We start from the raw sequence: 11,562 nt of genomic DNA on the forward strand, positions 1-11,562 counted from the left end.
GTCAGTTCCCCGAATGATCGGACGGCGCGGGGCGCGGATCGCGCTCGTCACCGCGCACGCGGAACCACGCGGCGTACAGCGCGGGCAGATAGAACAGCGTGAGCACCGTCGCGCTCGTGATGCCGCCCATCAGCGCCGTCGCCATCGGGCCGAAGAAGTTCGAGCGCAACAGCGGAATCAGGGCGAGCACGGCGGCTGCCGCTGTCAGCGCAATCGGGCGGAAGCGCCGCACCGTCGCGCCGACGATCGCATCAAAGCGCTTGTGCCCCTGCGCGATGTCCTGCTCGATCTGATCGACGAGAATCACCGAGTTGCGCATGATGATGCCGAACATCGCGATCACGCCGAGCATCGCGACGAAGCCGAACGGCTTGCCGAACAGCAGCAGCGTCGCGACCACGCCGATCAGGCCGAGTGGGGCCGTCAACACGACCATCAGCACGCGCGCGAAGCTTTGCAACTGGATCATCAGCAACACCAGCACGGCAATGATCATGATCGGCATCTGCGCATTGATCGACGTCTGTCCCTTCGCGCTTTCCTCGACCGAGCCGCCGATTTCGATCCGGTAACCCACAGGCAGCGCCGAACGAATCTGCGCAAGCTGTTTGTCGACGGCATGCGTGACGTCGATGCCTTGCGCGTTGCCGCGCACGTCGGACTGCACGGTGATCGTCGGTTGCCGGTCGCGTTCCCAGATCACGCCATATTCGAGGTCGTCGCGCATGCGCCCGAGCGCGCCGAGCGGCACTGAGCCGTTGGGCGTCGGCATCGCGAGCGTCAGCAGTTGCGACGGGTCGACGCGCTCGTTCTTCGGCGCGCGCAGATCGACGCTGATCAGTTTGTCGCGCTCGCGGTACTGCGTGACCGTGTAGCCCGACAGCGTCATCGCCAGAAAGCTCGATACGTCCGCCGATGTCACGCCCAGTTCGCGCGCCTTCTTCTGATCGACCTCGAAGCGCACCGAGCGCTCGGCGGGTTCGTCCCAGTCGAACTGCACGTTCGCCGTGCCCGGGTTCGCGCGCATCGTCGCGGCCACGCGTTCGGCGATCGAGCGCACCGTCGCGATGTCGTCGCCGCTCACGCGGAACTGCACGGGATAACCGACGGGCGGGCCGTTTTCGAGCCGCGACAGGCGCGTGCGGATCGCGGGGAAATCGTTGCGCAGTTTCGGCTCGAGCCAGCGCGCGAGCTTCTCGCGATCTTCGACGGACTTCGCGGTGATCACGAATTGCGCGAAGTTCGGCTGCTGCAATTGCTGGTCGAGCGGCAGATAGAAACGCGGCGCGCCCGAACCAACGAAGTTCACCGAATGATCGATTTCGGGCCGGCCTTCAAGGGCTTTTTCGATGCGCTGCGCCTGGCGCAAGGTCGCCTGGAACGAGGCGCCTTCGGGCAACCGCACATCGACGAGCAGTTCGGACCGGTCGGAGCTCGGGAAGAACTGCTGCGGCACGAGCGAGAAGCCCGCGAGCGACACGACGAACAGAATCACGGTGATCGCGAGCACGACGAAACGTCGTTCGATGCACCACGTGATCCAGCCCGTCAAACGTCGATAGAAACGCGTTTCATAGATGTCGTGCTCGTGATCCTCGGGTTCGTGTGCCTGCCGTTTGCGCTCGGGCAGCAGGTGATAGCCGAGCATCGGAATCAGCACGACGGCAGCGAGCCACGACGCGATCAGGGCGATCGCCGACACTTCGAAAATCGAGCGCGTGTATTCGCCCGTGCTCGATTTGGCGAGCGCGATAGGCAGAAAGCCCGCCACGGTGACGAGCGTCCCCGTCAGCATCGGAAACGCGGTGCTCGTATAGGCGTAGGCCGCGGCGCGCGTGCGGTTCCAGCCCTGTTCGAGCTTCACGGCCATCATTTCGACGGCGATGATGGCGTCGTCGACGAGCAGGCCGAGCGCGAGCACCAGCGTGCCCAGTGACACCTTGTGCAGCCCGATATCGAACAGGTACATGCACAGCGCCGTGACGGCGAGCACGACGGGAATCGAGATCACCACCACCATCCCCGTGCGCACGCCCAGCGACACGAGACTCACGACCAGCACGATCGCCACCGCTTCGGCAACGGCTTCGAGGAAGTCGTCGACGGAATGCGCGACGGCGTGCGGCATGCTCGATACTTCGACGAGCTTCAGCCCCGCGGGCAGATGCGCCTGCAAGTCCTTCATCCTCTCGTCGAGCGACTTGCCGAGCTGGATCACGTCGCCGCCCGGTTGCATCGTCACACCGATGCCGAGCACGGGCTTGCCCTGGAAACGCATCTGCGTGACGGGCGGATCGTCGTAACCGCGTTTGATGGTCGCGATATCGCCGAGCCGGAACGAGCGGCCGTTGATGCGGATCAGCGTGTCGGCGAGCGCGTTCAGGTCTTTGAATTGTCCCGTGGGACGCACGAACACGCGGTCGTCGTAGGTCGTCAGCGTGCCGGACGGCGAGACGCTGTTCTGCGAGTTGATCGCCTGTGCGAGTTGATTGGGCGAGATGCCGAGACGGGTCAACTGCGTGTTCGTGATCTCGACATAGATATGCTGGTCGGGATCGCCGAAATAGTCGACCTTGCCGACACCCGGCACGCGCAACAGCACCGTGCGCAATTCGTCGGCGTAGTCGTGCAACTGCGCTGAAGAAAAGCCGTCGCCTTCGAGCGTGTAGATGTTCGTGTAGACATCGCCGAACTCGTCGTTGAAGAACGGCCCTTGAATACCTTGCGGCAGCGTCTGCGCGATATCGCCGACCTTCTTGCGCACCTGATACCAGGTTTCCGGCACGTCCTTGACGGGTGCCGAGTCCTTCATCGTGAAGAAGATCAGCGATTCGCCGGGGCGCGAATAGCTGCGCAGAAAATCGATGGCGGGCGTTTCCTGCAGCTTGCGGCCGATGCGGTCGGTGACCTCTTCCTGCACCTGGCGCGCGGTCGCGCCCGGCCAGAATGTGCGGATCACCATCACGCGAAACGTGAACGGCGGATCTTCGGATTGCGCGAGCTTCGTATAGGCGAGGATGCCAAATGCTGTCGCCAGCGTGATCAGAAAAACGACCAGCGCCTGATGACGCAGTGCCCACGCGGACAGGTTGAAGCGTCCTTCTTCGTCGTGTACTGCGCTCATGACGCGAAATCCTCGGGATGCAACGGCGGCACGACGCGGACTTTCTCGCCCGCGGTCACCGTGTGCACGCCTTGCCATACGACACGCTCGCCTTCGTTCAAACCTTGCGAGATCGCGATGGTCCGTTCGGCGTAATGCGCTACCTGCACGCGGCGCAGTTCGAGCTGATCGCTACCGCTCTTCACGATCCAGACTGCGGGCTGCGTGCCGTCATGAAAGAGCGCCGTGGCGGGCAACGTGTAAAGGTTTGCGTGCGCAGCGGCGTTGTCGTGCGTGAAGTCGATATCGGCCGTCATGCCGAGGCGCACGTCAGGACCGGGTTGGTCGAGCGTGAGCTTTGCGCGATAGGTGCGGCTTTGCGGATCAGCGGCGGGCGACAGTTCGCGCACGCGCGCATTGAATGTGCGGCCGGGCAGCGCGCCGAGCTTGACGGTTGCCATCTGGCCGACGCGCAGCGACGCGAGCGCGCCTTCGGGCACGTCGCAGACCACGTCTACATCGCCCGACCACGCGAGGTTGTAGACGGCCTGTCCCGACGACACGTTCTGCCCCGTGTCCGCCTGTTCGGCCGTGATGACGCCCGCGTGATCGGCGGCGAGTGTTGCGTATTGAAGCTGGTCTTTGGCGAGCGCGGCCTGTTGCTGCGCCTGATCGCGTTGCGCGGCGGCCGACGCATACGCGTCTTCCGTCTGCTCCAGCTGCGTCTGCGCGATCAGGTTCTCGCGTGCCTGCGCACGGTCCCGGTCGAGCTGCTGCTTCGCATAGACGAGCCGGTGCTGCGCGGCGTCGAGTTGCGCGGCGGCGCTGGCGGCGTTCTTCTGCGCGTCGGCGGGATCGAGCCGCGCGACGACCTGGCCGTTCTGCACGACGTCACCCAGCCGCACGCGACGCTCGATGATCTTGCCCGCAATACGGAACGACAGCGGCGTCGAATAGCGCGCCTGCACTTCACCCGGCAGCGACGCCGCGAGCGGCTGGCCGTCGGCATGCACGGCGACGGCGACGACAGGCCGCGGTGCGGGCGCAGCGGCTTCCTTGTTGTGACACGCAGCGAGTGTCAGCGCGCCCGCGAGGACGAGCACGCCGAGCGAGGCACGGCGAAACAACGGAGCAGAGGCGGACAGACGGGACTGCTTGCGCGCGATGGCTTGCGCGCCACGACGGGAACGATTCACGATGCCCCCAGGCTTAAATGCAAACGGATACGGCAAGCCAGAGGCTACCGACGGCGTGCAGCGAAGCGGGCCGCGAGCGTTTCGTTTCGCGTCGCAACGCGGCTCATTGCTTCAGATGGTGAATTGCATTCTAATACATACCTGTATCTGAATGCAAAACTGAATCGTGTCGGGGAACGATGCTAGACTGTTAAATATGAAACGCAAACGACTCACACGCGAACAGAGCAAAGACCAGACGCGCCTGCGTCTGCTCGATGCTGCACAGGCCATTTTCATGAAGAAGGGGTTCGTCGCGGCGAGCGTCGAAGACATCGCGGACGCGGCGGGTTACACGCGCGGCGCGTTCTATTCGAACTTCCGCAGCAAGCCCGAACTGTTCCTGGAGTTGTTGCGCCGCGATCACGAGTCGATGCAGGCGGATCTGCAGAACATCTTCGAAGAGAACGCGACGCGCGAAGATATGGAAGCGAGCGTGCTGCGCTACTACAGCCGCATGCCGAGCGAGAACAAGTGCTTTCTGCTATGGGTGGAGGCGAAGCTGCTGGCTGCGCGCGATGTGCGATTCCGTGTGCGCTTCAATGCGTTCATGCATGAGAAGCTCGAGCAACTGACGGCGTACATCACGGAGTTTTCGGTGCGCGTCGGCACGCCGCTGCCGTTGCCGGCCGAGACGCTGGCGCTGGGTCTGATGGGTTTGTGCGACGGCATGCAGTTTTTCTTTACCGTCGATCCGCAACGTTTTTCGGGCGAGCGCGCGGAAGAAGTGCTCGGCAATTTCTTCGCGCGCGTCGTGTTCGGCAGGACGATGGAGTAGGGCGCGCCCGCTCAGATCCAGACGTCGTTGGCGGCCGTGCGCTCGCTGGTTTCGCTGCCCGTGTTCTTCACACCGCGCGGCTCGATCAACAGCAGTTTCACTTCTTTCTCTGCGTAGGGCTTGTGCTCCTTGCCCTTCGGCACGACGAACATGTCTCCCGATGAAAGCTGCACCGCGCCGTCGCGAAAGTCGATGCGCAGCTCGCCTTCGAGCACGATAAACGTTTCGTCCGTATCGGCATGATCGTGCCAGATGAAATCGCCTTCGATCTTCACGAGCTTGAACTGGTAGTCGTTCATCTCGGCGACCACGCGGGCTTGCCACTGATCGTTAATCAGGCTCAGCTTGCTGGCCAAATTGATGGGGAGATAGGTGGAGGACATCGCGTTTCCTTGTGTTGAAAGTCGATGCCATCGAGTGTAGTGACGCGACCATGCACGCGTCTTGAACGTTCGTGCAAACGCTCACTGTCCTCAGCGGGTTTGCGCGTTGATCATCCGTAACCAGCGCGACGGCGTCACGCCATACGCGGACACGAAGTGCCGCGTCATATGGCTCTGATCCGCAAAGCCCGCGGCAGCGGCGGCATCGACGAGCGCCATGCCGTCCAGCATCGATTGACGCGCGGCGTCGAGACGCCGCATCGTCAGATAGCGATGCGGGCTCGTGCCGAAGAACGCGCGGAAATCGCGCGACAGGCTCCAGCGGTCACGGCCGCTTGCGGCGGCCAGTTCGTCGAGTGTAACGGGGCGTTCGAGCGCGGCATGCAGGTAATCGCGCGCCAGTTGCGCCGCGCGGAAATCAGCGGAAGCGCGCAGTGGCCGCGCGCCCGACACGGCGTCGAGCGCATGCGCGAGATCGAAGAGCGCGTCGTCCTGTTCGAGCGGATCCATTGCACGGTCGATGCCTTGCAGCAGCGCCTGCGTCGCGGCAGCAAGACGCGGATCGTCCGACAGTCCGCCTTCGATGAACGGCAGCGGCTTGCCGCCCAGCGCCGCCTGGAACAGCGCGGGCTCGACATAAATCATCCGGTAGCGGAAGCCTTCGTCGGTGCCGGCCTGACCGTCGTGCGTTTCGTCGGGGTGCAGCACCATCGTGCCGCCGGGCAGGCTGTTGCGCACGCTGCGCCGGTAATGAAAGCTCTGCACGCCCGCGAGTGTGCAACCGATCGCGTAAGTATCGTGCCGGTGCAGCGCGTAGCCGTTGTGCTGGAAAAATGCTTCGATGCGCTCGACGCCGTCCTGCGCGGGCGCGCGCCGGATCCAGTCGTGGTTGCGCTGCGCAGTGTCTGAAGGCGTTTGGGTTGCCGGCACGGCGGTCGAGCCAAGGTCCTGCATAGGTTCGCCGTCAGATGCCAAGGCCCGGCCCGAAATTGCTGCCGATCAGCTTCGTCACGGAATCGATATCCGCGTAATCCTGCTCGGGCAGGCCGTCGAGCATCGACAGCACCTCGTTGCTTGCGCCGGCTTCACGCGCGGCGTCGACGAGCGCGTCCTTGTTTAGCGGGTAGGTGACGCCGCTCAGGATATCTGCGATCTGCAGGTCAATCGATTCACCCGGAATAGCCGATCCCGTCATGCTCGCGCTCCATTGTTCTGAAAGTAGTTGGCGCGAGCGGGACGATCCGCCCATCGAATCGAGGTCGACGTATCTCGCGCCGTCATGTCTGCAGATGTTCGTCCTGTGCCACGAAGCCTCGGTCCAGATGCCGCGACTTCGGCAGTGCGATGTGCTCCCATCGCTCGGGCCGGATATCGGTCTGGGCCGCGACGTCCGGCGCGGCGGGCGCGACGGGGGCAGCGTTGGCGCGGGCGGCGGCCGTGTCGATCGTGCCGTCCGTCGCCGTATGCACCGGCGCGGCGAAACACGAAGCCGACAACGTCACCATGATCAACAGCGTCGAGGTTTTCATCGCTCGACCTCCTTATGCCTGGCAGCGCAGGAACTGCATGCAAGCGGTATGCCATTCCGATAACAGCGTACTGGCGCCCGCCCCACGCGGTCGCCGTCTGCGAGCACCGCGCGTCCCCTCATATTACGCCAGTTATTTTTACAAGCGCTGGTGAGGCGCAGCGAAGGACGGAAATCGGCTTGCGTTGATGGAGGTTTGAGGCAGTTTCGTGTCGGGTGGACGCGCCCGAGCCAGCGGCGGGGCGGATCCGCGCGATGCGCCGCGCATCCCGTATGTAGAAAGCGGGTGGCGTTAACCCGGCACGAGCCAGGACGTTCGTGAGCGTCCCGCCGCGCCGCGAGCGAGCCTTCAGCGCAGCACGTCGAAGCGCGTCCACGGCCACGAAGGCCGGTCGCGCATGTAGCCGTTCAGCCAGTTCCACTGCGGATGGCGCTTCATGAACGCCTGCGCGTCGAATGGCCGCCCGCATGGATGACCCCAGCGCGCGAAAAATGCCATGTCGCGCGCCATGTCGCTGTCGACTACCTTGCCGTCGTTCGCGCCCCACGGATTGAACGGACCGTGATCGGAACTGCCGAAGCGCTGGTCGTCCAGTTCCAGATGTCCGCATATGGTCCGCGAGCACGGATTGTCCGGGCGATCGAGATAGACGTCGTGATGGTCGGCGATCATCTGCTTCGCCAGCTCGACATCGATGCTGCCGCGATGCGTCTCTTCCAGTTGCATGAAGCGCAGCCGCCGCGCACCGTTCCTGCGCACGTCGGTGTAATCCTCGCCTTCGCCCGTGCATTCCTGATTGCGGATTTTCAGATCAGTGGCCGTGTTGTAGCCGCTGTAGAAACCGTTCTTCGTGCTTTCGAAGCCGGAGTAGTGCAGGCCAAGTTCATAGCGCGCGATCTCGCCCGTTTTCGCGTCGCCGAGCAGCCAGCTATTCGCGTAGCCGCCGTTGTTCGCGAGCGCGAACATCTCGCACCATTCGCCGATACTGTTCGCGTACTGCGTCGCGTGCCGTGAGCGGTAGAACTCAGGCGCGCCTGACGCGTTGTAACCGGCAAAATTCGAAATCGTGGTCTCCGTCACCATCAGGCCCGCCGACGTGACCCAGAAATCCGTCAGGCTCGAAATGCAGCCAGGCAGTCCCTGCATCAGAATCCGGTTGCCCGCTGCGGGCACGATGTCGAACACGACGTTGAACGCGTCGCCCGTGGCGTAGCGGTCCCACGAGTTGTGCGCCATCACGATGCGGCCGTCGCGCGTCGCGCTGCCCGTCGCGATGAACGCACTACAGTGATGCCCGCGCCGGCCGCGCCACGGCTTCAGGCCGAGTTGCGGCTTCTGCTGCGCGGCGTGCTGCGGCCACCAGCTTTGCAGCAAATCCATGTAACCGTTCCACGCGAGCACTTCGGCGAACGTGAGTTTCGCGCCATCGGCGATGCCCTGGATTTCGTCGGCGGATTCGCTGTCGATGCGTGGTGCGAACTGCTCGACGGCGGCATTGACGAACGTGTCGAATTCCTCGCCCGTGTCCCATTTCGCGAGATAGCGGGCGGTGTGGATCGCGTTCTGGATTTCGGTGGCAAGCAACGTGCCGTGCTGCTCGCCGCGCTCGTACGGCTCGCCTTCGATATGCACGAAGATCCAGCCCGCATGGTCGCGGCGCACGGCATCGATGGACGGTTTGCTCATCTTCGCTCCCGCTCGCAGAGCGGGCATCGCCGCCGGCGTTGCTCAGCGCCGTACATCGCGGGATGCGGCTTGCGGCTCGTTCATGGTCAATCCATTGTAGGGAACTTGACGCGCTTTACCATGGGCCGAACTGGGGCCGCAGTAAGTATCGATGAGGTATCGGTGAAGGGTGACGGTTAACGCGGGTTCATCCGGAAGTACGCATCGAGCAGTGAAGTCTTGTAGACCACGCCTGCGAGCGTCGGCCGCGCGGCGCTTTCGACGACTGGCAGCCGTTCGCCCTGGAACGCCATGAAGTGCTGCAGCGCGACGCCGATCGGCATGTCGGGCGTGAGCACGTCGAAATGCGGCTGCAGATAATCGGCCGCCGTTTTCGCCGACGTGTCGCGCTTGTCGAGCAGATCGGACGTGATGTCCTTCAGCGCGACCACGCCGAGAAAGCAGCCGCTGTCGTCCGTCACGTACAGATACTTGACGGGGTATTCGAGGAACACGCGCGTCATATCCTGCACGGTCGCATTCGGTTGCACGACGGTTTGCGGCGGGCGGATCAGCTCGCGCATCTGCGTCGCGCGCAACCGCATGCGCTCCTGTTCCTCGCGATTGCGGTGCAACGTGACCTCGTACATCGACGTCTTGCCGATCGCGCGCGCCGCGAAGTACGCGACCACGCACGACACCATCAGCGGCAGTACGACCTGATAGCTCAACGTCATTTCGAAGATCATCAGGATCGCCATCAGCGGCGCCTGGGTCGCGCCCGCGAGAAACGCGCCCATGCCGACCATCGCGTAGGCGAACGGCGCGGACGTCGCGTGCGGCCACAGCGTGTTCATGCCGAGCCCGAACAGCGAACCGAGCACCGCGCCGAAGAAGAGCGTCGGCGTGAAGATGCCGCCCACGGCGCCCGAGCCGACCGTCGCCGCCGTCGCAATCAGCTTGAACACGAGCACGACGACGAGCGCGGACCAGGTCCAGGGTGAATGCAGGATCGAGTTGACGACGCTGTAGCCGTTACCCCAGACCTCGGGCGTCCACACGGACAGAATGCCGACGATCAGGCCGCCGAGCGCAAGCCGCACAGGGAGGGGGATCGGCAGGCGTCGGAAGCCGGCCTTGGTGGTATCCATCAGGCGCAGGAACTGCGGCGCCGCCGCGCCGCACAGCAGGCCGAGCGCGACGAACAGCAGCACTTCGAGTCCCGCGACGGGCGGGAACACGGGCATCTCGTAAGGCGGCTTGTAACCGGCGAACTCGCGCATCAGGATGTTCGAGACCACCGACGCCACCACGACGGGCCCGAAACTTTCCATCGCGATCGAGCCGAGCACCAGTTCGGTGACGAAAAACGCGCCCGCGATCGGCGCGCTGTACGCGGACGTGATGCCCGCCGCCGCGCCGCACGCGACCAGCAGCTTAAGACGCGGCGGGTCGAAATGCACGATGCGCCCGATCAGCGATGCACACAGCGCAGCGAGCTGCACCATCGGGCCTTCGCGGCCAATCGAGCCGCCGCTCGAAATCGTGAACAGCGACGACGCGCTGCGCCACAGGCTGAGGCGCACGGGCACGACGCCATCGCCGATCACGACGGCTTCCATGTAATCCGTATGCTGTTTCTTGTCGGCGCCGCGCTGCGCGATGACCAGCAGCACGCCCGCGGCCAGCCCGCCCAGCGCGGGCAACGCGATACGCATCGCAATGGGCAGGCGCTTTGCCATTTCGACGAGACTGCCGTCCTGTCCGGTGAAAGCGCGCTGCATCAGCGAGATGCCTTCGCGGAAGGCAATCGTCGCAAGGGCGCCCACGATGCCGACGATCACCGACCACACCAGCATCGTGTGCGCGTCGGACAGACGGAAGAGATGGGCGGCGCGGGTACGCAGTCTCAGCAGGAATGAAAGCACGGCAGGAGCGGGCGTTTAGGGTTGGTATGGGGTGGCGCGCAAGCCTTCGCATGTTATCGGCATTGCGCGACGACAGGTTGAAGAGGGGCGCGTTACCCGGCGATATCTGGCATGCGCGCCGCTACGTGGCGAAAGAACGATGTCAGTTCATCTCAGCGCACGTCCTTGTCGAGTTCAGGGTAGTGCCGGAAAACGCAGGTTTCGTTGTACGGCAGACGCCGTTCCGAGTCGAGATAGGCGGCGATATTCGGGCGCTTGAGCACCGCGTCATGCAGCCTGGCAAGCCGCGGATGACGCTCGCCGAAATGCTTCATCGCGCGTGGAAAGGCGTAATGCAACCCGTCGATCAGCTGGAACATCGACAGATCGACATACGTCAGCGTGTCGCCGACCATGTGTTTGTCGCCGGCGGGGTTCTGCTTCAGCACGCGCTCGAAATAGCCCATGAACTTCGGAATCCGATTGTCGATGAAATCCGTCGAGCGGATTTTGGCAGCCTCTTTCTGCTCCTCGTAGTACATGCCCGACGCGAGTGGGTGGTGCGTATCGTGCGCTTCCGTGACCATGTCGGCGATGGTCAGCTGCAGGCCGTTCGCGACGTAGCGCAGGCTCTCGACCTTCGGCGCGAGATTCAGCTTCGGCCCGAGGTAGAACAGGATGTTCGCCGTCTGCGAAATGATCAGGTCGCCGTCCTGCAGGAAGGGCGGCGCGTACGGCAGGCACGCTTCCGACCGGCTGTCCATCACGTCGATCATCGCGCCCGTGCCGAGCCCGTCCTGTTCATCGCCGCGCGCTACCTCGACGTAGTCCGCGCGCGCTTCCTCGAGCGCGAGCCGCACGAATTCGCCACGGCCCTGCAATCCATCCCAGTAATAGAGCTGATAAGTCATCGGTCGGTTCTCATTCGATTGTCGGCGGTGCGGTGTCGCGCCACGTTTGCA

General features: G+C 63.9%; 10 protein-coding genes. 1 reads left to right on the forward strand and 9 read right to left on the reverse strand.

Going from position 1 to position 11,562, the window contains the following annotated elements:
* Nucleotide 1: 1 nt before the first annotated feature.
* Nucleotides 2–3,124 carry an efflux RND transporter permease subunit gene (locus tag SB822_RS28015; RefSeq protein ID WP_090836029.1) on the reverse strand — a complete coding sequence of 1,041 codons (3,123 nt, stop codon included), beginning with the start codon at nucleotides 3,122–3,124 and terminating at the stop codon, nucleotides 2–4.
* Nucleotides 3,121–4,248 (reverse strand): efflux RND transporter periplasmic adaptor subunit, encoded by a 1,128-nt coding sequence (locus SB822_RS28020; RefSeq protein WP_051495304.1) that lies wholly within the window; start codon nucleotides 4,246–4,248, stop codon nucleotides 3,121–3,123. Before SB822_RS28020 ends, SB822_RS28015 begins: the two co-directional genes overlap by 4 nt.
* Nucleotides 4,249–4,495: 247 nt before the next feature.
* Here SB822_RS28020 and SB822_RS28025 point away from each other — a divergent pair, with 247 nt between their 5' ends.
* The gene (locus SB822_RS28025) at nucleotides 4,496–5,116 is read left to right on the forward strand and encodes a TetR/AcrR family transcriptional regulator (protein ID WP_007588318.1); all 621 of its coding nucleotides are present in this window, start codon (nucleotides 4,496–4,498) and stop codon (nucleotides 5,114–5,116) included.
* 11 nt (nucleotides 5,117–5,127) lie between these two features.
* On the opposite strand, the gene SB822_RS28030 is transcribed toward SB822_RS28025, so the two are convergent.
* From SB822_RS28030 to SB822_RS28060, 7 genes are all read right to left on the reverse strand, one after another.
* Nucleotides 5,128–5,499, reverse strand: coding sequence for a cupin domain-containing protein (locus SB822_RS28030; protein WP_007734091.1), 372 nt, complete (start codon nucleotides 5,497–5,499; stop codon nucleotides 5,128–5,130).
* Between the two features lie 90 nt (nucleotides 5,500–5,589).
* A complete protein-coding gene (locus SB822_RS28035; RefSeq protein ID WP_090836031.1) occupies nucleotides 5,590–6,453 on the reverse strand; it encodes an AraC family transcriptional regulator in 864 nt (287 codons plus the stop codon).
* 10 nt (nucleotides 6,454–6,463) lie between these two features.
* Nucleotides 6,464–6,694 (reverse strand): DUF2795 domain-containing protein, encoded by a 231-nt coding sequence (locus SB822_RS28040; protein ID WP_007588322.1) that lies wholly within the window; start codon nucleotides 6,692–6,694, stop codon nucleotides 6,464–6,466.
* Between the two features lie 82 nt (nucleotides 6,695–6,776).
* A complete protein-coding gene (locus SB822_RS28045; protein WP_007588325.1) occupies nucleotides 6,777–7,028 on the reverse strand; it encodes a hypothetical protein in 252 nt (83 codons plus the stop codon).
* Nucleotides 7,029–7,376: 348 nt separating this feature from the next.
* The gene (locus SB822_RS28050; RefSeq protein WP_007588326.1) at nucleotides 7,377–8,714 is read right to left on the reverse strand and encodes a C45 family autoproteolytic acyltransferase/hydolase; all 1,338 of its coding nucleotides are present in this window, start codon (nucleotides 8,712–8,714) and stop codon (nucleotides 7,377–7,379) included.
* A gap of 176 nt (nucleotides 8,715–8,890) precedes the next feature.
* Nucleotides 8,891–10,621 (reverse strand): ClcB-like voltage-gated chloride channel protein, encoded by a 1,731-nt coding sequence (locus SB822_RS28055; protein ID WP_090836032.1) that lies wholly within the window; start codon nucleotides 10,619–10,621, stop codon nucleotides 8,891–8,893.
* 152 nt (nucleotides 10,622–10,773) lie between these two features.
* Nucleotides 10,774–11,511 carry a glutathione S-transferase gene (locus SB822_RS28060; protein WP_007734083.1) on the reverse strand — a complete coding sequence of 246 codons (738 nt, stop codon included), beginning with the start codon at nucleotides 11,509–11,511 and terminating at the stop codon, nucleotides 10,774–10,776.
* Nucleotides 11,512–11,562 lie beyond the last annotated feature (51 nt).

The organism is Paraburkholderia sp. SIMBA_054 (assembly GCF_046534875.1).
In the GTDB taxonomy this organism is placed as follows: domain Bacteria; phylum Pseudomonadota; class Gammaproteobacteria; order Burkholderiales; family Burkholderiaceae; genus Paraburkholderia; species Paraburkholderia hospita.

What these genes read in the sequence shown, in the direction of transcription:
- SB822_RS28030 (WP_007734091.1), bottom strand. Translation starts at nt 5,499, where the DNA reads ATGTCCTCCACCTATCTCCCCATCAATTTGGCCAGCAAGCTGAGCCTG.
- SB822_RS28015 (WP_090836029.1), bottom strand. Translation starts at nt 3,124, where the DNA reads ATGAGCGCAGTACACGACGAAGAAGGACGCTTCAACCTGTCCGCGTGG.
- SB822_RS28060 (WP_007734083.1), bottom strand. Translation starts at nt 11,511, where the DNA reads ATGACTTATCAGCTCTATTACTGGGATGGATTGCAGGGCCGTGGCGAA.
- SB822_RS28025 (WP_007588318.1), top strand. Translation starts at nt 4,496, where the DNA reads ATGAAACGCAAACGACTCACACGCGAACAGAGCAAAGACCAGACGCGC.
- SB822_RS28035 (WP_090836031.1), bottom strand. Translation starts at nt 6,453, where the DNA reads ATGCAGGACCTTGGCTCGACCGCCGTGCCGGCAACCCAAACGCCTTCA.
- SB822_RS28045 (WP_007588325.1), bottom strand. Translation starts at nt 7,028, where the DNA reads ATGAAAACCTCGACGCTGTTGATCATGGTGACGTTGTCGGCTTCGTGT.
- SB822_RS28040 (WP_007588322.1), bottom strand. Translation starts at nt 6,694, where the DNA reads ATGACGGGATCGGCTATTCCGGGTGAATCGATTGACCTGCAGATCGCA.
- SB822_RS28050 (WP_007588326.1), bottom strand. Translation starts at nt 8,714, where the DNA reads ATGAGCAAACCGTCCATCGATGCCGTGCGCCGCGACCATGCGGGCTGG.